We start from the raw sequence: 24,191 nt of genomic DNA, 5'->3' as shown, positions 1-24,191 counted from the left end.
CGAAGTGTCGAGGGGCGGCCGCGTGGCCGGGTGTTGCCACACTGTATCGCTTGCGGATATTTCGGATAATTGGGCAGACTTCGAAAATATCGTTCGGAAGGGGCGAATAATGCTGCTCGACAATCTCGCGCTGTTCCTGCGCATCGTGGAGAAGGGCGGGCTGGCCGCGGCGGGCCGTGAATTCGGGCTGTCGCCGGCCACCGTGTCCGAACGGCTGACCGCGCTCGAGCGCCACTACGGCGCGGCGCTGCTCACGCGCACGACGCGCGCGATCAGCCTGACCGACGAAGGCCGCACGCTCGTCGACGGCGCGCGGCGCCTGCTGGCCGAAGCAGACGAACTCGAAAGCCGCGTGCGGCTGGGTGTGCAGACGCTGTCGGGCCCCGTGCGCCTGAGCGCGCCGGCCGATCTCGGCCGCGAGCGCGTGGTGCCCGTCGTCGACGCGTTCCTCGCCGAGCATCCGGGCGTCACGGTCGACCTGCACCTCGGCGACGGTTACGTCGATGTCGTCGGGCAGGGGCTCGATTTCGCGATCCGCCGCGGGGTGCTCGCCGACAGTTCGCTGCGCAGCCGTTCGCTCGGCCGTGCGCGGCGCGTGGTGTGCGCGTCACCCGCGTATCTCGCGGCGCACGGCACGCCGCGGCATCCGGATGATCTCGCCGCACACGACTGCATCGTGATGCGCTTCGGGCCGGACCTGTATGCCGAATGGCCATTCAGTATCGATGGCGAACTCCGGCGCGTGACGGTGCGCGGCCGGCGGGTGGCCAACGACGGCGCGCTCGTGCGCGCGTGGTGCGTCGCGGGGCATGGCGTCGCGCTGAAGTCGCTGGTCGACGTCGAGCAGGATCTGGCGTCCGGCGCGCTCGTCGAAGTCCTGCGCGCGTTCTCGCCGGGCGACGTCGATTTGCAGATCGTCTATCCGGGCAGCGCCGTGCAGCCGCGGCGCGTGCGCGCACTGATCGACAAGCTGGCGCAGGCGCTGGGCGGGGCGTAGCGGACAGGGTTCACGCGGTCCCTCGAGCGTTGCAGCGTCTGTCCAGACGCGATCGCAGCGAAGGCCGGCGTGACGATTGCGAGTACGACGTCGCAGGCTGAAACAGGCGCTCGATCGATTGCACACATTTCGTCATTTAGCTAATATTCGAAACGTTAAACGAAACCCGAACCCATGGACGACGTCACCCGCATCAGCGCACTGGCCAATGAAAGCCGCCTGGCCGTGATGCGCTGGCTCAAGCAGCCGCGCAAGCATTTCCCGCCGCAGCCGCACGGCGATTTCGACGAACTCGGCGTGTGCTGCACGTACATCACCGAGAAGCTCGGCATCGCGCCGGCCACGACCACGCGCCACATGCGCATCCTCGCGGATGCCGGGCTCGTGCAGGCGACCCGCGCCGGCAAGTTCACGTACTACAAGCGGATCGACGGCGCGCTGCAGCAGCTCGGCCGCGATCTTTTGCAACTCTGACTCCCACCGAGGCAACCGAGATGGACGAACTTGCACTGCTGGCCGACGCCGACCGGCGCGCGCACGCGTATCTGGCCGCATCGAACGAGCGGCGTGCGTTTCCCGACGCGGCCGCATTGGCCGGCCTTGCGGCGTTCGACGAGCCGCTGCCCGATACGGGCCGCCCGTCCGACGACGTGCTGCGCCTGCTCGACGAGCGCGGCACGCCCGCGACCGTCGCGTCGAACGGCCCGAACTACTTCGGCTTCGTGATCGGCGCCGCGCTGCCGGCCGCGGCGGCGGCCGAGCGGCTGATGCTCGCGTGGGACCAGTGTGCGTCGTCGTATGCGAATTCGCCGGTGGCCGCGACGATCGAGCGTCAGGCCGCGCGCTGGGTCGTCGACGTGCTCGGGTTGCCCGAAGGCAGCGCGGTCGGTTTCGGCACGAGTGCGACGGCCTGCACGCTCGTCGCGCTGGTGGCCGCGCGGCGCGCGCTGCTCGCGCGCAAGGGCTGGGACGTCGACGAGGACGGCCTGACCGGCGCGCCCGAAGTGAAGGTCGTGATCTCCGAGCTTGCGCACATCACGGTGAAGAAGGCGCTGCGCGTGCTCGGTTTCGGGATGAAGCGCCTCGTCGTCGCGCCGGTCGACACGCACGGCCGCATCGACCCGGCACAGCTGCCGCCGCTCGACGACATGACGATCCTCTGCGTGCAGGCCGGCGAAGTGAACACCGGTGAGTTCGATCCGTTCGCGGCGCTGATTCCGCCCGCGAAGGCGGCCGGCGCGTGGGTGCACGTCGACGGCGCGTTCGGCCTGTGGGCCCGCGCATCGTCGAAGCGCGCGCTGACCGACGGCATCGACGGCGCGGACAGCTGGACCACCGACGGCCACAAGTGGCTCAACACGCCGTACGACGGCGCGATGGTGATCTGCCGCGACGCGGCCGCGCTCGCGACCGCGATGAACAGCGATGCCGTCTACCTGAGCGGCGCGCAGGACGCGCAGAAGAACCTGAACCTCGAATTCTCGCGGCGCGCGCGTGGCATTCCCGTGTGGGCCGCATTGCGCTCGCTCGGCCGCGCCGGCGTGGCCACGATGGTCGAGCAGCATTGCGCGCAGGCGGCGCGGGTCGCGGACGGGCTGCGTGCCGCCGGCTACGACGTGTTGAACCGTGTCGTGCTGAATCAGGTGCTCGTGCGCGCCGGCACCGATGATGAAACGGCGGCGATCCTCGCGGCCGCGCAGGCGTCAGGCGACGTGTGGTTCGGTGCGACGGTGTGGCAGGGGCGGCCGGCGTTCCGGATCAGCGTGTCGTCGTGGCGCACCGAAGATGCGCACATCGATCGTCTCGTGGCATTGCTGACGGAACTGCGTGGCGTACACGTGCGCTGAGCGGTGGCAGCGCGTCGGCGCGCGCGGAGGGTCACTCGCTCACGCGCGCCGCGTTCCGCGTATGCGCCGCATAGGCCGCATACGCCGCGTCGTCATCGCACCGAGTCGGGAAACGCGTGCATCGAGAACTCGAACGCGGCTTCCGCCAGTGCGTCGATCTCCGCCTCGCCGCCTTCCAGATGCCCGTCGATCCACAGCACGGCGAAGCCATGCACGAAGCTGCGCACGCCGACGCTGAACGCGCGGATCTGCTGCTCGTCGATGGTGGATCCCACCATCCTCCGGATCGCCTGCGTCGTCACCTCGCTGTTCTCGCGCCGGGCCTGGACGAGCTCGGCATCATCGCGGTGCTGAACCGCAAAGCCGCCGTACATGAGCCGGAACAACTCGGCATGCGCGTGCGCGAACTTCACGTGAGCCAGCCCGCCGGCCCGAAACGCGTCGCGTGCCGACGCGCCGCGTGAAATCTCCTCGGCAAACGCGTCGACCTGCGCCTGTGTCAGGCGCCGGAAGCCTTCGACCACCAGCGCGACCAGCAGCGCCTCCTTGTTGACGAAGTGGCGATAGACGGCCGAATCCGACACGCCCAGCTGCGTCGCCAGATGGCGCACGCTCAATTCCCGCCCGTTCGCGTGCTCGAGCGCGGCAAAGGCCAGATCCAGCACGGCCTGTCGCAGGTTGCCGTGGTGGTAGCCCGCTTTCTGATTCCCGGGGTTTCTACTCATTTGACAGTATTCAATGTCACGTTCGACAATGTTTGCAACTCAAACATTGTCGGATCTGGCGATGCCCGCCCTTGATTCGTTGACGAAGGATATCTGGACTGCATCGGTCCCTCATTCTTTCATGGGGCTGCATGTCGGTGCCCGCATGACCGTCGTCCGGCTGTCGTCGGGCCGGTTGCTGCTGCATTCGCCGGTGCCGCTGGATGGCGGCTTGCGCGCGGAAATCGATGCACTCGGCGAGGTCGGCCACATCGTCTGCCCGAACCTGTTTCACCACCTCTATGCGGCCGGCGCGGTCGCCGCGTATCCGCGCGCGTTGCTGCACGGCCCGGCCGCGCTGCAGCGCAAGCGCAAGGATCTGCGCTTCGATGCGGTGCTGACGGAGACGCCGCATCCGGACTGGCAAGACGACTTCGAACTGCTGACGATCGAAGGCTGCCTGCTGCGCGAGACGGTGTTTTATCACCCGGGCAGCCGCACGCTGATCGCCTGCGATCTCGTCGAGAACTTTCACGCGTCGCCGCACTGGCTGACGCGGCATTACCTGCGCCTGGGCGGCGTGCTCGGGCAGGTCGGCTGGCATCCGCTGCTGCGCGTGGTCTATCGGGACCGGCGCGTGGCCCGCGCATGCATCGACAGGCTGCTGGAGTGGCCGTTCGAACGCGTGGCGCTCGCGCACGGCGACCCGCTGACCGAGCATGCGCACGACGCGGTGCGGCAGGGCATGGCGTGGCTTTGAATCCATCGATAACGACGCAGGATCAGGGAGAGACGTGATGGCAGGATCGAATGACATCGGGCACCCGGCGGCGCAGGCTTCCGCCATCGCGGCGCGTGCCGGCGACGTGCCGGGCGGCCGCTTGCGGACGTGGGCCGTCGTGGTGTTCGTGGCGTTTGCCATCGTCACCGTCCTCTATGCGCTGACGGCCATCGCGACCGGGCAGGCGAATTTCGGCGCGGTATCGGGCGATGCGCTCCTGCATGCGCGCGAACAGCTTCGCGCGATGTCGATCGCCGGGGCCGAGCCCGGTTGGGGGCAGGTATTCGGCACGGACGATCCGTTCATCTGGATCGCGGCCAGGCTGACGTCGGCGCGGCTCATGTTCGGCGAGAACGGCTTCTACGACACCGTGCTGTATTACGCGCGGATGCCGAAGGCCAACATCGTCATCCTGTCGCTGCACAACATCATGGGCGGCACGTGCATGCTGCTGGGCGCGCTGCAGTTCTGGCCGGCGCTGCGCCGCAACTATCCGCGCTGGCATCGCGCGGCGGGCGTGGTCTACATGGTCTCGTCGCAGATCGCGATGATCGGCGCGATGACCTACATGGTGCGCACGCCGGTCGCGATGATGTACGACACGCTGACGTTCGCAACCGGCCTCTGGTTTCTCGCGCTGGGCGTCACGGCATCGCTGTGGATGTCGATTCATCACCTGATCCGCCGCGAGATTGCCCAGCATCAGGCCTATATGGCGATCAACTACGGCTTCCTGCTCACCGCGCCGTTTACGCGCATCGACTGGATCTGGGCCGCGATGGTCTATCCGGACGTCAACCAGAATACGTCCAATTTCTCGGCGGTCGCCGTGCTGATCGCGCAATGCATGCTGTTCGGCTACCTGCTGCTGTGCATGAATCGCTGGTTCCAGAAGTCTCGACCGGCCACGGGCCGGGCCGGCCCGGTGTTCCCGGTCGCGGTGACGGAGGCCGTTGCCAAGGTGGGTGTCGCGGTGCTGTCGGTGCTGAGCATCGCCGCGCTGGCCGCTGTCGTCGATCACTACCTGGTGACGCCCGGCCTCGACCGGTTCCAGGCCGGCAAGGACTGGATTCCGGCCGGACTCGCCGCGTTCCAGGGCAACGTGCTGCGGGCGGCGCCCGGCTCGCGCTGGCTCTATGCGGTCAGTGCGATCGGCGTGTGCGCACTCGCGCCGTTCCTGCTGCGTGCCGCGTTCATCGGGAAGCCGCAGCCGGCGCGGACGATGCGGCTCGCGGCCGCGACTGGCGCGCTGACTGCCGCAAACGGCATCGTGTTGCTGTACTGGGGGCAGTTGCTGGGCGGCCCGACGGCGATCACGTCGTCCGGCGGCACGCCGTTCCAGATGAACGGTGCATTCGAACTGTTCTTCGCGGTGCTGCTGCTCTGGGGCGTGATGCGTGAGCGCCATGCGCTCGTCAAGGAGTGGAGCCTGTTCGCCGTTCTGTGCGTGATGGCGCTGCCGAGTCTGTATGCGCTCGTACCGCTGGTCGGGTGGATCTATCTTCAGATCGGCGTGCCGGATCTGCAGCATTACGTCGAGATCACCAGCGTCTATCGCGTCGCGATCAGCGTCGGCCTGATTCTCGCGATGCTGGCGGGCTTGCTTTACGCGGTCTACGGCAGCGCGACGCAGGAGAAATTCGCGCGCTAGCCGTGTTTGCGCGAAGCAGGCCGCAGCGGGGAGGGGTGTGTGTGCAAACGGCGCATGTCGTTCGCGCCGTCGCGTCGCCGACGTCCGTCACCGGCTGTCGGCGTCGCCCGCGATCGCCGCGGCCGCAACCTTCAGGCACTCGATGAAATGCAGCGCGGCCGGCGTCAGCAACGCATGCCGCCGCATCACGATCGCGACCGTCAACGCAGGCATCGGCTCGGCAAGATCCAGCGCGACGATCCCGCGTGACTTGCGTTCGACGTCGGCGAGCGGCCGCGCGAACACGCCGAGCGCATCCGTCTGCGACACGAGCCCGAGCGTCGCGGCAAACGACGGGCAGTGGACCACCCGCTTCGGCACGTCGACGCCGAACGGCATGAAGATCGAACGCACCAGATCGTCTCCCCCTTCGCCATAGCGCGGCACGCACCATTGCGCATCGACGAGCTCGCGCAGCGAGCGGGCGCGCGCAAGCCGATGCCGGCTTCTCGCGACGACCGCGAACGCCGTCCGGAACAACGGAATGCTCGCGAATTCGTCGGGGTCGGGCATCGCGTTCGACAACTGATGCGTGACGATGAAGTCGAGCGAGCCGTCGCGTAGCCGCGCGAGATCCGTCGCGTTCAGCGCATCGTCGACGTTCAGTGTCGCGCCGGGCAGGTCGCGCGAGAATGCGGAGAACGCACGCGGCAGGAGCGTCAGCGCGACGGTCGGACTGACCGCGATCGATACCGAGCCGGTCGTGCCCAGCCGCAATTGCTCGATTTCGTCGCGCGTGCGCTGGATCTCCTCGACGATCAGCCGCGCGCGAACCGCAAACGCGCTGCCGTAATCGGTCAGCGCAATCCCCTTCACGCTGCGCACGACGAGCGGCACGCCGAGTTCCTGTTCGAGCTCGCGCACGATGCTGCTGATCGCCGGTTGCGTGACGCCGAGCGCGCGCGCCGCGCCGCGAATGGTGCGATGCTCGGCGACCGCGAGAAACGCATCGAGCTGCTTGAGCTTCATGAATGACCGATCCGGGTGCGAAGGAAGCGGGGGGGGCCGGGCGGAACGCCGGGTGACAAGTAAAAGTTATCGTCCACAACGAAATCTTGGATTTTTCTTATTGGGTCGAGTGTATATGCTCGGTGCTTTTCAGGAGCGGTCACGATGATTCTCGTTAACCAGCAACGGCTGTGGAATTCGCTGATGGAGATGGCGGCGATCGGCGCGACCGCGCACGGCGGCAGCTGCCGGCTCGCGCTGAGCGACGACGACGCGCTCGGCAGGCGCCGCTTCATCGCGTGGTGCGAAGCAGCCGGCTGCGAGATCCGCATCGATCCGATCGGCAACGTATTCGCTCGCCGGCCGGGCACGGAACCCGGCCTGCCGCCCGTGACGTGCGGCAGCCATCTCGACACGCAGCCGCTCGGCGGCCGCTTCGATGGCGTTTATGGCGTGCTGGCGGGCCTCGAGGCGATTCGTGCGCTGAACGAGCACGGCATCGCGACGCGGCATCCGATCGACGTCGTCGCGTGGACCAATGAAGAGGGGTCGCGCTTCACGCCGGGCATGATGGGCTCGGCCGTCTATGCCGGCGCGCTGGATCTCGACTACGCACTGGATCGCCCATGCATGCAGACGGGCGTGCTGCTCCGCGACGAACTCGAACGCACGGGCTTCGCCGGTCCCGCGCGCGAGAGGCAGATGCCGAAAGCGTATTTCGAAGCGCATATCGAGCAAGGGCCGGTGCTGGAGCAGGCCGGGTTGCCGATCGGCGTCGTGACGGGCGTGCAGGGCATCTACGAACTCGACGTCACGGTGACCGGCTTCGAGTCGCATGCGGGCACGACGCCGATGAGCGTGCGCCGTGACGCGATGGGCGTGGCGGCCGCGATGATTGCCGCGATCGTCGAGCACGGCCATACGTTCGACGCCGATGCGCGCGTGACGGTCGGCCATGTCGCGTGCCAGCCGAATTCGCCGAGCACGATTCCGGGCAAGGTCCGGTTCAGCGTTGACGTACGCCACCCGTCGCAGGCGGCGTTGCAGCAACTGGTCGCCGACATCGAAGCGATCTGCCTGGAGCGCACCGCGCTGCGCGGCACCAGCGTGCAGGTGCAGACGATCGCCGAATACGAGCCGGTGGTGTTCGATGCGGAATGCATCGAGCGCGTGCGGCAGGCCACGGCTGCCGCCGGCTATCCGTACATGGAGATGTGCAGCGGCGCAGGGCACGACGCGGTGAACCTGTCGTACGTCGCGCCATCCGCGATGGTGTTCGTGCCGTGCAAGGCCGGCTTGAGCCACAACGAAGCGGAAGATGCCGACCCGGTGCACCTCGCGCAAGGCGCGTCGGTGCTGGCGAACCTGCTGGCCGATTGCGCGCGCTAGCTACGTGCGATGGTGGGGCTCGCGACACCTCTGCAAGCGTGAAAATGTCGGACAATGGCCGCTGCGCGCGCCACGCCGGCGCAGCGTTCAACCGAAGCATTCACGCTTGCGAGATCCCCATGTCGACCCCCTTTCCCCGGGAACTGCTGAAGGCCGCCGATATCGCGAAGATGGAACCGGCGCGCGCGGTGCATTCGCTGAACCCGAATGCCGTTCGTCTCAAGCGACAACTCAGCGACCTGACCGGCCTGACACAATTCGGTGTTCACCTGCTCACGCTGATGCCCGGTCACGAATCGGCCGAGTATCACCGTCACCTGTACGAAGAAGAGTTCGTGTACGTGCTGTCCGGTACGGGCGCGGTCACGATCGGCGAGCGCACCGATGCAATCGGGCCCGGCGATTTTCTGGGCTTTCCGCGCGGCGGCGAAGCGCATACGGTGCAGAACACCGGCGATACGCCGCTGGAGCTGCTCGTCGGCGGGCAGCGGCTCGAACACGATGTCTGCGAATACCCGCGAATCGGCAAGCGGCTTTATATCGCCGGCGAACTCGAAGACTATGTCGATCTGCCGAAACAGCCTTGATGGCCAATCGTTCATTCAATGACCCATTCCACATAAAAACGGAATCATTAACCTCTTGTTTAGATAAACAAAATAAAAATTCGTAAAAACACGGGGTAGAGAAAACGCGTTTATTTGGGCACGCTTGTGCGCATTGTCCGTTCCTGGGCGCCGGTATTGCCATATGCCGGCGCGTCTCTTTCCAGGCACTCGAGTACGGAAATAAATACACGCGTCCGGCAGTTTCGACCGATTGACCGCGTACGCGACAAGTCACGAAAAGATTCCTGATTTAAAGATCAGTAGTTCGAACAAATGGCTTGATTCAAGAGCGAAACGGAGACAGGCGATGTCGAGGAACTGGGGGTTGGGAACGGCGCTGCTGGCGCTGAGCGTTGTCTTGGCTGCCTGTGGCGGTGACGGCGATTCGCCGTCGGTAGCGGCGTCGAATCTGTCGGCCGCGGCGCATTCGCAAGGCAACCAGGACGGCAACGGCGGCAACGATAACAGCAATGAAAACGACAACAGCAACGGCAACGAAGCGGCAAGGAAAAACGCCGACAGCCGCGTCGCGCAATACGTCAATCCGCTGATCGGCACCGACTACGCGACCGACCAGCCGGCCGATCCGGTCGGCTCGGGCCTCGGTGGCGGCACGTTCCCGGGGCCGACGGTGCCGTTCGGGATGATGCAGTGGAGCCCGATGACACCGACCGCCCAATACGACAGCAGCAAGGGCGACGGCTCCGGCTTCTCCGGCGGCTACTGGTACGGCGACACGTCGATCAATGCGTTCAGCATCCTGCACCTGAGCGGCACCGGCTGCTGGGCGAACGGCGGCTACCTGAACGTGATGCCGCAGCTCGCGCCTGGCGACGCCGGCTCGCCGGCCAGCTTCAGCCACGCGAACGAAACCGCACAGGCCGGTTATTACGGCGTCACGCTCGGCAACGGCATCAAGGCCGAACTGACGACGACGGTGCGCACCGGCTTCGCACGCTTCACGTATCCGGCACTCGCGCAGGGCCAGCAGGCGACGATCGCGATCGATCCGACCGTGCTGAACAACCGCGCGCAAGGCTCGACGCGCGACACGATCAGCCAGGTCGGCGACCGCGCGTTGTCCGGCACGATCGCGGGCGGCGGGTTCTGCTGGGCAGGGCATGCGGTGCCCGTGTACTACTACGCGGAATTCAGCCAGCCGTTCGCGGCGAAGCCGGCGCTGTCGAACAACAGCCCGGTGACCGTGACGTTCAATGTCGACCGCAAGCATCCCGACGTGATGATGAAGCTCGGCATCTCGTTCGTCAGTGAAGCGAATGCGAAGGCGAACCTGCGCGCGGAGAATCCGGAATCGGATGCGCAAGGCAGCCGCAACTGGCGTTTCGACAAGGTGCGCAGCGCGGCGAGCGCCGCGTGGAACGCGCGTCTGAACGCGATCCAGGTCACGGGCGGCAGCGACGCCGACAAGACGAAGTTCTACACCGCGCTGTATCACGCGTCGCTGCACCCGAACGTGTTCAACGACGTGAACGGCCAGTATCCGGATTTCTATGCGTCGAACGGCGCACCGGCCGCGCCGACGCGTCAGGTCGAGAAAGGCCGCACGATGTACGCGAACTTCTCCGGCTGGGACATCGACCGCTCGTTCATCCAGTTGCAGGCGCTGCTCGACCCGGTGCGGACCAGCGACATCGTGCAGTCGCTCGTGCTCGACGCGAAAGCGTGCGGTGCGTTCCCGCGCTGGGCGTACTTCAATACCGAGACGGCCGTGATGCCCGGTGATGCGGGCTCGATCATCGTCGCGAACGCGCATGCGTTCGGCGCGACGAACTTCGACACGCAGGCCGCGCTGTCGATCATGAAGAGCAGCACGGCGCCGGGCGCCGCGTGCGCCGGCACGCCGGTGATGGGCAGCCGCGCGGACTACGACCGGCTCGGCTACGTGCCGTCGTCGGGCTCGGGCGACAACCAGACCGCCTCGAACACGCTCGAATATGCGGTGCGCGACTTCGCGGTGTCGCGTTTCGCGACGGCGCTCGGTGACACGGCGACAGCCGGCACGCTGCTGAAGTCGAGCGGCAACTGGCAAAACCTGTTCGACCAGGGCGCGATCCAGCCGAAGACGTCGGCCGGCGCATGGGTCACCGACGGCACGGGTTTCATGGAAGGCAATTCCGAGCAGTACACGTGGTACGTGCCGCACGATCTCGCCGGCGTGGTCGCGCAGGCGGGCGGTGCCGCGCCGGTCGTCAAGCGGCTCGACACGTTCTTCACGCACCTGAACATCGGCACCGTACAGCCGTATTTCTACGTCGGCAACGAAGTGACGATGGCCGTGCCGTGGGCCTACGCATGGGCCGGCGCGCCGTCGCATACGCAGCGCGTGCTGCATGCGTCGCTCGCAAACGAGTTCGGCACCGGCGCGGCCGGGCTGCCGGGCAACGACGATCTCGGCGCGATCTCGGGCTGGTACGTGTGGGCCGCGCTCGGTCTTTATCCGGTCGTGCCCGGCGTGAGCGGCGTTGCGCTGTCGAGCCCGCAGTTCGAGAAGATCACGGTGCGCGTCGGGCAGAAGGACGGCAGCTACCGTCTGCTGCACATCGTCGCGCCGGGTGCCGGCTCGGGCGACAGCGCGTCGTTCTATGTGAAGTCGCTGAAGCTGAACGGCGCACCTTACTCGACCGCGTGGCTGCCGTTCGAGCAGATCGCGAAGGGCGGGAAGCTGTCGTACGCGATGACGGCCGACGCGAGCGCCACGACGTGGGGCACCGACGCATCCGCGATGCCGTCGTTCCCGCAGGCGGCCAGCGCGCCGTAACAGTCACGAAGATCAACGAGCGGTTCTTGCCAACAGGATCGACGCAGAGAGAGGGAGGGACGAACGGATGAAGCTACGTCATGTGGTGGGTATCGGGTGCCTTGCCGTGCTGTCGGGGTGCGGGGGCGATCAGGTTTCGACGGATGCGAGCGTGCTCGCGCAGATGTCGAACGCGCAGGGCAACCAGAACGATCAAGGTAACCAGAACGACCAGGGCGATCAGAACGGGAACGGTGGTGCAACCAAACGGTCGGTGCTGCACAGCGTCGATCCGATGATCGGCACCGCGAATCTCGACATCAACGCGGACTGGAGCAGCGGCGTGCGCGGTCACGGCCACGTGTACCCGGGCGCGACCGTGCCGTTCGGGATGGTGCAGCTCGGGCCGGACACGACCGGCGGCGCGCACACGCTGCCGTGGAACTGGGATCGCACGTCGGGCTACCAGTACGACGATCCGTTCATCACCGGCTTCACGCATACGCACCTGTCGGGCACCGGCATCGGCTCGGGCGGCGAAGTGCGGTTCCTGCCGACGCTCGCGCCGGTGGATACCGCGACGCTGGCGAAGGTCGCCGCCGATGCGTCGATCACCTATAACGCGTCGTTCAGCCACGACGACGAAACCGCGAGCCCCGGCTACTACCGCGTGAAGATGGCGCCGGTCGGCAGCGGCAACACGCCGTGGAACGTGCAGGGCGCGAAGATCCTCGCGGAGATGACGGCGACTTCGCATGCGGGCGTGCATCGCTACACGTATTTCCCGAGCGCGGCCGCGCAGAAGCGCAGCATGATCGTCAGCATCGACAACCCGATCGGCGGCTCGACCGCGAGCGGCAAGATCCAGGTCATCGATGCGCAGACGATCGCCGGCTGGCAGTTCACGAACAACTGGGCGAACAACAAGCCGACGTATTTCGCCGCGCGTTTCTCGAAGCCGTTCGATACGAAGCACGTCGCGTTCAGCGCGGACGGCTTCAAGGCGTACCTGACGTTCGCCGACGGCAATGACAGCGGCGGCGCGGTCACGGTGAAGGTCGGCATCTCGCCGTCGAGCATCGCGGATGCGCAGGCCAATCTCGCATCGGAAGTCGGCACGAAGTCGTTCGACCAGGTGCGCGGTGCGGCCGAGCGCGTGTGGAGCGCCGCGCTTGACCGGATCCGGATCAAGGGCGGCAGCGCCGACCAGCGGACGATGTTCTACACGTCGCTGTACCGCACGATGCTCGCGCCGACCGTCTACAACAATGCGGACGGCAGCTACGTCGGCACCGATTCGACCAACGACGGCACGACGTCGCCGCCGACCACGAGCAAGCATGCGAATCCGGGCTTCGACTATTCGTCGACGTTCTCACTGTGGGACACCTTCCGCGCCGAGTCGCCGCTGATGACGCTGGTGCAGCCCGAGCGCGTCGACGGCTGGGTGAAGTCGCTGCTCACGCAGTTCAAGCAGAACGGCAAGGGCGAGCTGCCGGTGTGGCCGCTGGCGCAGACGGAAACCTTCACGATGGCCGGCCACCCGTCGATCCCGCTGATCGCCGATGCGTACCTGAAGCACCTGACGAGCGCGGGCATCGACGACATCTGGACCGCGCTGACGACCACGCAGAGTGCGAGCGCACACGGCTTCGACCAGTACCGGCAGAGCGGCTACGTGTACGCGGGCGACAACGCATCGGTGTCGACCACGCAGGACTATTCGTTCGACGACTGGGCGACGGCCGCGGTCGGCAAGGCGGCCGGCAAGAGCACGGCCGACTACCGGCCCTACCTGCAACGCAGCCAGAACTACCGGAACGTGTTCAACCCGGTGCCGAACAACGGCTGGAAGTTTGCGCAGCCGAAGGATTCGCAAGGAAACTGGGTGGCGGGCTTCGACCCGACGGCCGCGGAGAAGACGGATTTCTCCGAATCGAATTCGTGGGTCGATACGTGGAACATCTTCCACGACTTCCCCGGCCTCGTTGCGTTGCTCGGCGGCAAGAGCCAGTTCATCGCGCAGCTCGATCGCACGTTCGATCCGGCCAACCCGCTGACCTTCCTCTACAACCAGGGCTTTCCGGACCTGACCGGCCGCAGCGGCCAGTTCTTCGCGGGGAACGAGCCGGCGAACCACCTGCCGTACCTGTACGACGTCGCAGGCATGCCGTCGAAGACGCAGGATCGCGTACGCACGGTGATGGACGACATGTACTCGCTGACGCTGACCGCCGGCGATCGCGCGCTCTTGAGCGGCGACAGCCTGAAGGCCGCGGTGGCCGACCCGCGCCGCGTGCGCGATTCGGCGATTCCCGGCAACGACGATTGCGGGCAGCTGTCCGCGTGGTACGTGCTGTCCGCGCTCGGCATCTATTCGCTGAATCCGGTGGGCGGCGTGTTCTACCTCGGCACGCCGCTGTTCGAGGAAGCGACGATCGACATCCCGGTCGCCTCGGGAGGCGGGGACGGAAAGGGCCTGAAGTTCGGCGCGACGCGGCGTTTCAAGGTGACTGCGCACACGGCGAGTGGCGGCGCACCGTCATCGGTGAATCGCTACGTCCAGTCGGTCAGCCTGAACGGCACGCCGCTGCATCGGCCGTACATCACGTACGACGAGATGAAGGCCGGCGGCACACTCGACTTCGTGATGGGGTCGACGCCGAACGACGCATGGGTCGGCACCTGGAACGGACAGGATCCCAACAGCGCGCTCGCGCCGTCGCTGGCGTTGGCCGGCAAGTAGCAGCTGGCAGCAGGCACCGGCAGGCACCAGCAAGCGGCCCGCATCGACGCGGGCCGCATTGTTTCATCCGGCGGCGCCCGTCTCGACCGCGAGGCCGGCCGCCTTCCACTCCGGAAATCCGTCTTCCAGCCGCGCGGCCTTGAAGCCGCGCGCGCGCAACGTGGCGACCGCCTCGACCGCAAACACGCAGTACGGGCCGCGGCAGTAGGCGACGATCTCCGTCCCGGCCGGCAACTCGCTCACGCGCGCATCGAGTTCGGACAGCGGGATGTTCAGCGCGCCCGGCAGGTGCCCTTGCGCGAATTCGTCGTGCGGACGTACGTCGAGCAGCGTGACGAGGCCATCCGCGAGCCGTGCGGTCAGTTCGTCGCGCGACACGGGCTCCAGCGCATCGCGCGCATGGAAGTAGTCGCCCATCACCTTGTTGACCTCGGCGACGTTGCGTTCGCCCACGCGGCCGAGCGCCTTCATAAGCACGACCACCTCGCTGTCGCCGGCGAGGCGATACACGATGTGCTTGCCGCGCCGCTCGGTATCGACGAGGCGCGCGCGCCGCAGGATCTGCAGGTGCCGCGACGTGTTCGCGAACGTCATCCCCGACAGTGCCGTCAGTTCCTCGACCGACCGTTCGCGTTGCGCGAGGTGCTCCAGCAATTCGAGCCGGTTCGGATGGCCGAGCGCCTGCGCGACCTCGGCGAGGCTCGCATAAATCGCTTGCTTGGGTCCCGTGCTTGACACGTGGCCTCTCCTTGATCAATCATTCATCAAATTGATTGAATGTTATCGCATTCGCTGGACGGAGGCAATCCGATGATCGTCAGACCATTCCTGCATCCCGATACGGGAGGCATTTCATACCTGTTCGGTTGCGGCGGCAAGGCGACCGGCGCGGTGGTCGAACCGGTCGCCGATCGGGGGGCTTGTCCGCGCGTCGCGGCGGGCTAGCGCGATGGCAAACGTAGCGATGGCGCGCGGCGGGCGCGCAGTGGCGCTCGGCCTGCGCGAGAACTGGCGGCAATTTGCGCTGCTCGTGCTGGTCAACGCATTCGTCGGCGGGATGGTGGGCATCGAGCGCACCGTCGTGCCGCTGATCGGCGCCGAGCAGTTCCATCTCGAATCGACCGCGCTGATCACGTCGTTCATCGTCAGCTTCGGGCTGGTCAAGGCGTTCGCGAACCTCGTGTCGGGCCAGCTCGCGGACACGTGGGGGCGCAAGCGCGTGCTGATCGCCGGCTGGCTGCTCGGCCTGCCCGTGCCGTTCATGATCATCGCGGCACCGAACTGGGAATGGGTGATCGCCGCGAACGTGCTGCTCGGGTTGAGCCAGGGGTTCGCGTGGTCGATGACGGTGATCATGAAGGTCGACCTCGTCGGCCCGAAGAGCCGCGGCCTCGCGGTCGGACTGAACGAATTCGCCGGCTATTTCGCGGTGGGCGCGACCGCGTTTGCGACCGGCTATCTCGCGAGCCGCTACGGGTTGCGGCCGACGCCGATCTATCTCGGCGTGATCTACGCGGTCGCGGGCCTGCTGCTGTCGATCCTCGTCGTGCGCGACACGCGCGACCATGTGCGGCTGGAAAGCGGCCGGCCGGCCGGCGCGTCCGCGCTGTCGTTCCGCGAAGTCTTCATGCTGACGTCGTTCCGCAACCGCAACCTGTTCGCGGCATCGCAGGCCGGCATGATCAACAACCTCAACGACGGGATGAGCTGGGGCATCTTCCCGCTGTTCTTCACGACGCTCGGGCTCGGCATCGAGCGGATCGGCATCCTGAAGGCCGTCTATCCGGTCGTGTGGGGCAGCTGCCAGATCGTCACCGGGCCGCTGAGCGACCGGTGGGGCCGTAAGGGGCTGATCGTCGCCGGGATGTGGGTACAGGCGGCCGGGCTGGCGCTGACCGCGCTGACGGGGCAGTTCCGCTGGTGGCTCGTCGCGAGCGTGCTGCTCGGTCTCGGCACGGCGATGGTCTATCCGAGCCTGATCGCGGCCGTGTCCGATGCGTCCGAGCCCGGCTGGCGGGCGCGCTCGCTGAGCGTGTACCGCTTCTGGCGCGATCTCGGCTATGCGATCGGCGCGCTGTCGGCCGGCCTGATGGCCGACCGCTTCGGCTTCGCCGCCGCGATCCTCGTGGTGGCCGCCGTGACGTTCGCGTCCGGGGGCGTCGTCGCGATTATGATGCGGGAACGCCACTGACAGGGTTCCCCGATATGGACGCGCCGCTTCCGCCGATCTCTGCCCCGATTCCCGAAACGGAACCTGAAACCGAAGCCGTTGCCGAGCCGCGTGCGTCGCGTCTGCATCGGCCGGTCGCGCTCGTCACCGGATCGACGTCGGGAATCGGGGCGGCGATCGCGCGCCGCCTCGCGGCGGACGGCTATGCGGTGATCCTGCATTCGCGCAGCTCGGCCGACGTGGGGCGCGCGATGGCGCGCGAACTCGGCGCGGCCTACGTGCAGGCCGATCTCGCCGACGATGCCGAACGCGTGCGGCTGATCCGCGACGCACTGGCCGTGCACGGGCGGCTCGACGTGCTCGTGAACAACGCGGGTGTCAGCCGCGTGATTCCGCATGACGACCTCGTCGCGGCGACGCCCGACGTATGGCGCGAGATGCACGAGATCAACGTGATCGCACCGTTCCGGCTCGTCGCCGAGGCCGAGGCTGCATTGCGCGAGGCGGCGTCGCACGGGCGGGCCGGGTGCGTGGTGAACGTCAGTTCGCATGCGGGCGTTCGGCCGAAGGGCGCATCGATTCCGTATGCGGCGGCGAAGGCCGCGCTCAATCACACGACGCGCTTGCTCGCGCGCACGCTCGCGCCGGCGATTCGCGTCAATGCGGTCGCGCCGGGGCTCGTCGATACGCCGCTCACGGCCGACTGGACGGACGCGCAGCAGCTCTGGCGCGAGCGCGCACCGATGCGCCGCGCGGCGACACCGGACGACATCGCGCAGACGGTCGCGATGCTCGTCGCGTCCGATTACGTGACGGGCGAGGTCGTGATGCTCGACGGGGGAATGAATCTGACGTGATGTGGCGATTCGGTCATTCGATGAAGCGGTGGGGCGGTAAAGCGGTAAAGCGGTAAAGCGGTAAAGCGGTAAAGCGGTAAAGCGGTAAAGCGGTAAAGCGGTGAGGCGGTGAGGCGGTGAGGCGGTAAGGCGGCGAAGCGGTAATGCAGTGATGCAGCCGGGCAACCGCGCGCAGGTACCACGCGCGATTGCCGCGACCGCTTGCTTGCCGGACTGCGCGATCAGCCGAGGCTCGACCGCAACCGCGCGAGCGCCTGATCGTGCGTGCGCTCGAACTTCAGCGGCGTGACGGCGACATACCCTTCACCCAGCGCGACCGTCTCCGAATCCGCATCGTCGTCGCGCGGCGCGCGGGCGAGCTTCAGCCAGTGATACTCGATGTCGCGCGGGTCGCGCCCCGACACGATCTCGACGCCCTGCAGCGTGCCGGCGCCCTGGTTCGTCACCTTCAGCCCGCGCACGTCCTGCGCGGGCCGCGGCGGGAAGTTCACGTTCAGGCACGCGTCGCTGTCCCAGCCGGCCGCAACGAGCCGGCGAATCACGTCCGGCGCAAGCGCGAGTGCCGTGTCCCACGGCACCGCATTGCGATCGGTGAAGGCCTGGCTCAGCGCGATGGCCGGCACGCCAACCAGCATGCTCGTCATCGCGGCACCCACCGTGCCGGAAAACACTGTTTCGGTGCCGAGGTTCCCGCCGCGATTCACGCCAGACAGCACGATGTCGGGCCGTGCGTCCTTCATCAGGTGGCTGATCGCGATCGCGACGCAATCGCCGGGCGTGCCGCGCACCGCGAAGCGGCGTTCGCCCTTGCGATGCACGCGCAGCGGTTCGTGCAGGCTCAGCGAATGCGACGTGCCGCTCTGGTCTTCCGCCGGTGCGACGATCCATACTTCGCGCGCCAGTTGCGTGGCAACCTGTTCGAGCACGTCAAGGCCGGGGGCGTCGATTCCGTCGTCGTTGGTGAGCAGGACACGATCGAACAGCGGGCGGGTTTCTTGCATCGGGACGATCCTCGCGGAGATGGGTAATCAGAGGGGAGTGCAGCGTGGCGCAAGCCACAAGGCTAGCATTCCCGCGTGATGATCGTCGTGTCGCGCGGTCGGCGCGGATGTGAAAACGGGCGCATCGTGCGCCCGTTCGTCGGTGGTCGTGCCGCGGCGTGCGCGGCGGCTCGGAACCGATCAGCCGAGCAGGTACCGCAGCAGGCCGGCTGACACGACGCCGACGATGACGGTCGGCAGGATCGACAGGCGCGTCGCCGCGAGCAGCGTCATGGCCAGCGCGAGCAGGTCGGCAGGGCGGGTCGACACGAAGGCCGGCGCGATCACCGAGATCAGCACGCAGCCGGGCACGTTCTCCATCACCGACGCCATCCGCGGGCTTAGCGTGCGGTTGCGCAGCAGCACGTAGCCGAGAATGCGCGACAGATATGTGGTCGACGCCATCAGCACGATCGTCGCGACCGTGCTGAAATCCGGAAGCTCAGGCATCGCGCGGCTCCCACAGCAGCGCGGCGATCAGCCCCGCGCAGGCGCCGGCCGCGACGTACCACGCGCCGGGCACGGCCAGGTGCGTGGCCGCCGCGACGACGAGGCTCACGAACCACGGGCGGCTCGCGCGCATCCCTTTCCACATCCCGCGCAGCAGCACCAGAAACACGGCCGTGAACGCCATGTCGAAGCCGTACTGCTCGACGTTGCCGATCGTCGGGCCGACCGCCGCGCCGAGCGTGGTCATCGAGATCCACGTCAGGTAGAGCCCCACGCAGATGCCCGCGTAATAGGGCACGCTGATGTGCGTGGCCGAGCGCGCCCTTGCGTCGGCGAGCGACATCGCCCAGCTTTCGTCGCACATGAAGAACAGCGCGAAGAACGCGCGGCGGCGCGGCAGGCGGCGGATATACGGCTCGAATGCGGCGCCCATCAGGATGTGGCGCGAATTCACGAGGAACGACATCGCGACGATCAGCGCGATGTGCGGCGGCGACGTCCACAGATGGATCGCCGCGAATTCGGAGCCGCCGCCGAAGTTCATGCCGGTCATCATCGGCACTTCGAACAGGCTCAGCCCTTTCTGCGCGGCCTGCGCGCCCAGCACGAGCGCGAACGGCACGAAACCCAGCATGACGGGCAGCGCCGCGCGCAAACCGCGACCCATCTCGGCGACATAGGCGGGCTTGTCGCGAAGCCCTGACGACGTTGAAACGCTACTGCTCATTACTCCTCCTTCGGGGGAGGAATTGTCTGCTTTTTTGACTCGAATCGGGTTGCGTTGTGGCCAGATTTTTCTCAGAATTTGGCATTGAACACGTGATTTGAAAATTTTTTGGAATCGAATGCCAATGAAACTTGACGCCATCGACCGCCGGATCCTGAGCGCGCTCCAGCGCGACGGTCGCATGCAGAACGTGGAGCTCGCGCACGAGGTCGGGCTGTCGCCGTCGCCGTGCCTGCGGCGCGTGCGGCTTCTCGAGGAAGCCGGCGTGATCGAGAAATACGTGGCCGTGCTGAATCCCGCGAAAGTCGGCAAGGGGCTGACGATCTTCACGCGCGTGTGGCTGAAGGGGCAGGACGCGGAATCGGTGAACCGCTTCGCCGAGGCCGTCCAGCAGATGCCGGAAGTCGTCGAATGCCACCTGATGGCGGGCGATTGCGATTTCCTGCTGCGCGTCGTCGCGGCCGACATCGACGACTACCGGCGCTTCCAGATGGAATACCTCACGCGCATTCCGGGCGTGCTGAGCGTGAAGACCGACATTCCGATGCAGAAGGTCAAGCTCACGTCGGCGCTACCGACCTAGCGCGAGCGGCGTGCGTGACTACGCGACGACGGGTCGACGAACGGTCACGGCTCGGTGACAATCGACCGATAGACTGACGAATCACGCCGCTTCGAACCTATTGCTTGTGTCGTCACGCGACGTTCGATGCGCAAGCAACTAACGATCAACGTCGACGCGATCGGGCAGGCGGCGCTGCGCGCCGGGTCATGCGCCGGCGCGGATGCGTTTCTTCTTGTCGGGCCATTCATGCAGCCAATCAACAATCCGTGGAATTCGCTGGAAATCGTCAAGCTCGTGCTGGGCGTGCTGACGCCGTTGTCGGTCGCGTGTCTCGGCTGGCTCGTCGCGCGCCGGCTGAAGCGGCTCGAACTCGTGCAGTGGACCAACCAGCGATTGATCGAGAAGCGGCTCGCGCTGTACGACGCGGTCGCGCCGCAGCTCAATGCGCTGCTGTGCTTCTACACGTGGATCGGCTACTGGAAGGACATCTCGCCGGACGATGTGATCCGCGCGAAGCGCGAGCTCGATCGCACGTTCCACATCTACCGCTACCTGTTCGATGACGACGTGTACGACGCGTATCACACGTACATCCACGCGCTGTTCGACGTGCATACGGGCCCGGGCCGCGATGCGCGGATCCGCTCGCTGATCCAGGCGCCCGACGGCGATCGCAGCGTGCACGGCTCGTATGAATGGAAACCGGCGTGGTCGGACCGTTTCGCGACCGCGAATGTCGTGCCGAAGGACGACGTGCTGCGGCACTACACGCAGTTGATGGAGCGACTGCGCGTGGCGTTGGGCGCGACGCGCTGACGGCAGCGCGGCGGCACGCGCACCGGTATCGAAATCCGACACCCGGCAGCGCGGATACCCGCCCTCGCGCAAGAAGCGGATGCGGCGCGCGGCAGCTGCTGACATGCTCGCGCCATCTCCACTCGCGCGAGGTCCGTATGGTTGTCGATACCGGCTGCCAGCCGCTCATGATCCGCTCGCCCGAAGCGGGCCGGCGGCGTTTCTTCTCCGTGGGTTCTTCCCATCCGCGTGACATGCCGTTGCCGATCGAGCCGGAGATCGGCGACATCGTCTTCATCCGCGTGACCGTGCGGCCGTTCCTCGAAGTGGCGAGCGCGACGCGCTCGTGGACGAATCACGTCGGGATCGTGGTCGGCGAGCGCGGCGGCGAGCCGATGATCGCGGAGAGTACGTTTCCGCTGTCGCGCGTCACGACGATGTCGCGGTTTCTCGCGCGCTCCGATCGCGGCGCGTGCGTGATCGCACGGCTGAAGCAGCCGCTCGATGCCGCGCAGCGGCGCCGGCTCGTGGCGGCCGCGATGCGCCGGATCGGCGTGGTGTACGACACGGGGTTCAATCTCGCGTCGCGCCGGCAGTTCTGCTCGCGGTTCGTGCGCGAAGTCGTGCGCGATGCGACGCGGATCGTGCTCGGCGATGTCGAAACCTTCGACATGCTGCTGCGCCGGAATCCCGATCATCCGCTCGGCTTCTGGAAGATCTGGTACTTCGGCCGGATTCCGTGGCGCCGCCGCACGGTGACGCCGGCGAGCTTGCTCGATAGCGAGGCGTTGCGGGTGGTGGCGGATACGCGCGAGCCGGTCGCCGATTACGGCGCTTGATACCCGCGTGTATCAGCAGGCTGTGCGCGGTTCCAATCGTGATGCGCAACTGATGCCTGTCTTCAGTTCCGCCCCGCCACCGCCAACCGCGCCGCCAGCCCCACGAACACCGACCCGAGCAGATACTGCGGCAGCTTCGACGAGCGGCGGCGCGCGCCGATCCGCTGGCTCAGCCGGCTCGCGGACAGAATGACTGCGCCGTTCACGACGATGCCGATCAGGTTCAGCACCGTCGCGAGCACGAGAATCTGCACGGCGATCGAACCGTGCTCGGGTCGCACGAACTGAGGAAACAGCGCGAGCACGAACAGCGCCATCTTCGGATTCAGCAGGTTCGTCGTCAGCCCCTGGCGGAAGATCGTCGCGGTCGAGTGGCGACGCTGCGACGCGACGGGCGACAGTGCGGTCGCATCCGAACGGAACGTCTTCCACGCGAGATACAGCAGATAGGCGGCGCCCGCGAAGCGCACGGCGTCATAGGCGAGCGGCACCGCGACGAAGAGCTGCGACAGCCCGAGCGCAGCCGCCAGCGCGTGGCAGTAGGTGCCGGCCTGGATGCCCGCGAGTGTCGCGAAACCTGCGCGCCGGCCCTGGCTCACGCTGCGGGACGCGATCAGCAGCATGTCGGGGCCCGGCGTGGCGGTCAGCGCGAGACACGCGCCGGAAAACAGCGCGAGCGTGGAGAGGTCGATCATGGGAGTCCCTTTCGTGGATGCAGCGTAAAAGGGAGGTCAGTTTAGGAGGGCGCGCGAGGCCGGTCAATCGAACGAACGGACGATGATCTGGCAGGCCGTCGAGGCCGATCGTCAATGCACGTGCGCTGCCCTTGGCGCGCCGACAATGCTCGATATCGCGTCAACGGTACACGCCGATGCAGCGCCTTGTGCGGACGATCGCCGCACGGCTCAAGGCTTGCGGCAGGCCACCTGATAGTCGATCACGGTGTTCGCCGACGGCTTGTCCGGCTCGCCGCCGACCGTCGTCACGCCGAGCACGCCGGCCGCGCTCCGGTAGCGCAGCGCGCAATAGCCCATGCCGGTACCTGAACACGCTTCGGCTTCGATGATGCCGTGCTTCGCGAGCGTCGCCGCGCCGTCCGTCGCATCCGGTTTCTCGCGCGGACGCAGCGGTTGCCAGCCTTTCGCGATCAGGATCCGGCGTGCGACGTCGAGCGGTTTGCCGTACACGTTCGGCACGACCGCGCGGCCCTGGCAGTAAGCGCTTTCAGCCGCTACCCGGGTCAGGCGCAGGCCGCCGTTCTCTTCGTGCAATTCGCCGACGGGCGGAGCCGGGCCGTCGCCGCCCCAGATCAGCAGCGCGCCGTTTTCCAGCCGGTCGGCCATGCCGAACTGCCAGCCCGCCTTGCGCGCCGTGTAGCCGAGCGCGACGAGCGTCGTGCCGTCGAACACGCCGATGTTGCCGTTGCGCGCGAAACAGATCGCGCTCGTGCCGGCACTGAATCCGCTCGCGAACGTGACAACCGTGTAGCGGCCGAGCGGCGCCTCGGACGTCACGATCCAGTCGCGCTTCGCGACTTCGCGGCCGGCCGCGGTGGTGGTCTTCGCGCGGTATTGCGTGCAGAACGAGTCGAGCGAGCCGTTCTCCGGCGAGTGCGGCAGCACGCCGAGCGGTACCAGCGACGCGCCGGCGATATCGGAGGCCGTCCGCAGCGGATCGGCCGAGGCCGTGCCGCCGAGCGCGGCACACGTAACGGCCGCGATCGACACGATCGAAGCCAGACGGCGGGCAAACGACAACGCAACGAAGCGGGACACGCAGGCTGTCTCCGGGGAAAGGGATACGGGCGCGATGATCGCGGTTTTTCGCCCGCGTGTCACGGTCGCGCGCACCGGCCGGCAGCGCACCGGCGTGCCGCCGGCGATTCAGCCCTTCGCGACGACGTCGATCCGCAGCGCTTCGCCGCCGTCGACGATCGCCAGCAGGCGATCGACGTTCGGATGCGCGCCCGGGCGGTTGCGTGCGTCGGCCGTATGTTCGGCGAACACCGCGAGGCCGTGCTCGGCGGCTTGCGCGTCGAGCGTGCCGAATGCCTGCTTCAGATAGTTGTACACCGCGAGCGAGCCTTGCTTGCCCGGCTGGTTCTCGATGGTCGCGACCACGTCGCCGTTCGCGCCGACGAGATCGATGCGCGCGACGCCGTCGATGGCCGGCAGTTGCGCGAGGTTGTCCTTGAATACTTGGGTCGGTTGAATCACTGAAAACACTCCGTCGGTTCGGTCATGGGCCAATGAGCATGGCCGGCCGTATCTTATCCGATCG

At 67.0% G+C, this 24,191-nt stretch carries 24 protein-coding genes; 15 read left to right on the top strand and 9 right to left on the bottom strand.

Annotated features, from left to right (window positions below; genetic code table 11):
- Nucleotides 1-109: 109 nt before the first annotated feature.
- From G3O06_RS00565 to G3O06_RS00555, 3 genes are all read left to right on the top strand, one after another.
- The gene (locus tag G3O06_RS00565; RefSeq protein ID WP_205814526.1) at nucleotides 110-997 is read left to right on the top strand and encodes a LysR family transcriptional regulator; all 888 of its coding nucleotides are present in this window, start codon (nucleotides 110-112) and stop codon (nucleotides 995-997) included.
- 174 nt (nucleotides 998-1,171) lie between these two features.
- Entirely contained in the window at nucleotides 1,172-1,471 is a 300-nt protein-coding gene (locus G3O06_RS00560) for a helix-turn-helix domain-containing protein (protein ID WP_069250563.1), read from the top strand.
- A gap of 20 nt (nucleotides 1,472-1,491) precedes the next feature.
- Nucleotides 1,492-2,844 (top strand): pyridoxal-dependent decarboxylase, encoded by a 1,353-nt coding sequence (locus tag G3O06_RS00555; RefSeq protein ID WP_205814525.1) that lies wholly within the window; start codon nucleotides 1,492-1,494, stop codon nucleotides 2,842-2,844.
- Nucleotides 2,845-2,936: 92 nt separating this feature from the next.
- Here G3O06_RS00555 and G3O06_RS00550 read toward each other — a convergent pair whose 3' ends face one another.
- A complete protein-coding gene (locus tag G3O06_RS00550) occupies nucleotides 2,937-3,569 on the bottom strand; it encodes a TetR/AcrR family transcriptional regulator (RefSeq protein ID WP_205814524.1) in 633 nt (210 codons plus the stop codon).
- Between the two features lie 13 nt (nucleotides 3,570-3,582).
- On the opposite strand from G3O06_RS00550, the gene G3O06_RS00545 reads away from it, so the two are divergent.
- Complete coding sequence (locus tag G3O06_RS00545) at nucleotides 3,583-4,308, top strand: DUF4336 domain-containing protein (protein WP_346779474.1); 726 nt, start codon at nucleotides 3,583-3,585, stop codon at nucleotides 4,306-4,308.
- A 37-nt stretch (nucleotides 4,309-4,345) separates the two neighbouring features.
- Nucleotides 4,346-5,980, top strand: a complete 1,635-nt coding sequence (locus tag G3O06_RS00540) for a DUF2306 domain-containing protein (protein ID WP_205814522.1) — start codon at nucleotides 4,346-4,348, stop codon at nucleotides 5,978-5,980.
- An 87-nt stretch (nucleotides 5,981-6,067) separates the two neighbouring features.
- Here the strand turns inward: G3O06_RS00540 and G3O06_RS00535 are convergent, their stop codons facing one another.
- The gene (locus tag G3O06_RS00535; protein ID WP_205814521.1) at nucleotides 6,068-6,988 is read right to left on the bottom strand and encodes a LysR substrate-binding domain-containing protein; all 921 of its coding nucleotides are present in this window, start codon (nucleotides 6,986-6,988) and stop codon (nucleotides 6,068-6,070) included.
- Nucleotides 6,989-7,132: 144 nt separating this feature from the next.
- Between G3O06_RS00535 and G3O06_RS00530 the strand changes: the two genes are divergently transcribed.
- The 4 genes from G3O06_RS00530 to G3O06_RS00515 all read left to right on the top strand — a co-directional run bounded on the left by G3O06_RS00530 (nucleotide 7,133) and on the right by G3O06_RS00515 (nucleotide 14,468).
- The gene (locus tag G3O06_RS00530) at nucleotides 7,133-8,356 is read left to right on the top strand and encodes a Zn-dependent hydrolase (RefSeq protein WP_205814520.1); all 1,224 of its coding nucleotides are present in this window, start codon (nucleotides 7,133-7,135) and stop codon (nucleotides 8,354-8,356) included.
- A gap of 119 nt (nucleotides 8,357-8,475) precedes the next feature.
- The gene (locus tag G3O06_RS00525; RefSeq protein ID WP_174950402.1) at nucleotides 8,476-8,943 is read left to right on the top strand and encodes a cupin domain-containing protein; all 468 of its coding nucleotides are present in this window, start codon (nucleotides 8,476-8,478) and stop codon (nucleotides 8,941-8,943) included.
- Nucleotides 8,944-9,271: 328 nt separating this feature from the next.
- Nucleotides 9,272-11,743 (top strand): GH92 family glycosyl hydrolase, encoded by a 2,472-nt coding sequence (locus G3O06_RS00520; protein WP_205814519.1) that lies wholly within the window; start codon nucleotides 9,272-9,274, stop codon nucleotides 11,741-11,743.
- Nucleotides 11,744-11,810: 67 nt separating this feature from the next.
- Nucleotides 11,811-14,468, top strand: a complete 2,658-nt coding sequence (locus tag G3O06_RS00515) for a GH92 family glycosyl hydrolase (RefSeq protein ID WP_205814518.1) — start codon at nucleotides 11,811-11,813, stop codon at nucleotides 14,466-14,468.
- A gap of 63 nt (nucleotides 14,469-14,531) precedes the next feature.
- On the opposite strand, the gene G3O06_RS00510 is transcribed toward G3O06_RS00515, so the two are convergent.
- Nucleotides 14,532-15,206, bottom strand: a complete 675-nt coding sequence (locus tag G3O06_RS00510; protein ID WP_205814517.1) for a metalloregulator ArsR/SmtB family transcription factor — start codon at nucleotides 15,204-15,206, stop codon at nucleotides 14,532-14,534.
- 72 nt (nucleotides 15,207-15,278) lie between these two features.
- On the opposite strand from G3O06_RS00510, the gene G3O06_RS49600 reads away from it, so the two are divergent.
- From G3O06_RS49600 to G3O06_RS00495, 3 genes are read left to right on the top strand one after another with little or no spacing between them, the layout of a single operon-like run.
- Entirely contained in the window at nucleotides 15,279-15,413 is a 135-nt protein-coding gene (locus tag G3O06_RS49600) for a hypothetical protein (protein WP_277403678.1), read from the top strand.
- A 19-nt stretch (nucleotides 15,414-15,432) separates the two neighbouring features.
- Entirely contained in the window at nucleotides 15,433-16,659 is a 1,227-nt protein-coding gene (locus tag G3O06_RS00500; RefSeq protein ID WP_205814591.1) for an MFS transporter, read from the top strand.
- 14 nt (nucleotides 16,660-16,673) lie between these two features.
- The gene (locus G3O06_RS00495; RefSeq protein ID WP_205814516.1) at nucleotides 16,674-17,495 is read left to right on the top strand and encodes an SDR family oxidoreductase; all 822 of its coding nucleotides are present in this window, start codon (nucleotides 16,674-16,676) and stop codon (nucleotides 17,493-17,495) included.
- 221 nt (nucleotides 17,496-17,716) lie between these two features.
- Here G3O06_RS00495 and surE read toward each other — a convergent pair whose 3' ends face one another.
- The 3 genes from surE to G3O06_RS00480 all read right to left on the bottom strand — a co-directional run bounded on the left by surE (nucleotide 17,717) and on the right by G3O06_RS00480 (nucleotide 19,712).
- On the bottom strand, nucleotides 17,717-18,496 hold the full coding sequence (surE, locus tag G3O06_RS00490; RefSeq protein ID WP_174939532.1) for a 5'/3'-nucleotidase SurE: 780 nt from the start codon (nucleotides 18,494-18,496) through the stop codon (nucleotides 17,717-17,719).
- 180 nt (nucleotides 18,497-18,676) lie between these two features.
- Nucleotides 18,677-18,985 (bottom strand): AzlD family protein, encoded by a 309-nt coding sequence (locus G3O06_RS00485; RefSeq protein ID WP_174967999.1) that lies wholly within the window; start codon nucleotides 18,983-18,985, stop codon nucleotides 18,677-18,679.
- Nucleotides 18,978-19,712 carry an AzlC family ABC transporter permease gene (locus G3O06_RS00480; protein WP_059696142.1) on the bottom strand — a complete coding sequence of 245 codons (735 nt, stop codon included), beginning with the start codon at nucleotides 19,710-19,712 and terminating at the stop codon, nucleotides 18,978-18,980. Before G3O06_RS00480 ends, G3O06_RS00485 begins: the two co-directional genes overlap by 8 nt.
- A gap of 124 nt (nucleotides 19,713-19,836) precedes the next feature.
- Here G3O06_RS00480 and G3O06_RS00475 point away from each other — a divergent pair, with 124 nt between their 5' ends.
- From G3O06_RS00475 to G3O06_RS00465, 3 genes are all read left to right on the top strand, one after another.
- Nucleotides 19,837-20,295, top strand: a complete 459-nt coding sequence (locus G3O06_RS00475; RefSeq protein ID WP_006486309.1) for an Lrp/AsnC family transcriptional regulator — start codon at nucleotides 19,837-19,839, stop codon at nucleotides 20,293-20,295.
- 228 nt (nucleotides 20,296-20,523) lie between these two features.
- Nucleotides 20,524-21,093: a hypothetical protein gene (locus tag G3O06_RS00470; protein WP_175000228.1), complete on the top strand. Its 570-nt coding sequence runs from the start codon at nucleotides 20,524-20,526 to the stop codon at nucleotides 21,091-21,093.
- Between the two features lie 137 nt (nucleotides 21,094-21,230).
- Nucleotides 21,231-21,911, top strand: a complete 681-nt coding sequence (locus tag G3O06_RS00465) for a YebB family permuted papain-like enzyme (protein WP_205814515.1) — start codon at nucleotides 21,231-21,233, stop codon at nucleotides 21,909-21,911.
- Between the two features lie 62 nt (nucleotides 21,912-21,973).
- Here the strand turns inward: G3O06_RS00465 and G3O06_RS00460 are convergent, their stop codons facing one another.
- From G3O06_RS00460 to G3O06_RS00450, 3 genes are all read right to left on the bottom strand, one after another.
- Nucleotides 21,974-22,606 (bottom strand): LysE family translocator, encoded by a 633-nt coding sequence (locus tag G3O06_RS00460; RefSeq protein ID WP_205814514.1) that lies wholly within the window; start codon nucleotides 22,604-22,606, stop codon nucleotides 21,974-21,976.
- A 210-nt stretch (nucleotides 22,607-22,816) separates the two neighbouring features.
- A complete protein-coding gene (locus tag G3O06_RS00455) occupies nucleotides 22,817-23,686 on the bottom strand; it encodes a hypothetical protein (protein ID WP_205814513.1) in 870 nt (289 codons plus the stop codon).
- A 108-nt stretch (nucleotides 23,687-23,794) separates the two neighbouring features.
- A complete protein-coding gene (locus G3O06_RS00450; protein WP_174987742.1) occupies nucleotides 23,795-24,127 on the bottom strand; it encodes a DUF2322 family protein in 333 nt (110 codons plus the stop codon).
- Between the last annotated feature and the right edge of the window lie 64 nt (nucleotides 24,128-24,191).

The organism is Burkholderia sp. Ac-20345, assembly GCF_017104825.1.
Lineage (GTDB): Bacteria > Pseudomonadota > Gammaproteobacteria > Burkholderiales > Burkholderiaceae > Burkholderia > Burkholderia lata_B.
Note: the sequence above shows the minus strand (reverse complement) of the source record. Positions and strands in the feature narration are given on the sequence as shown.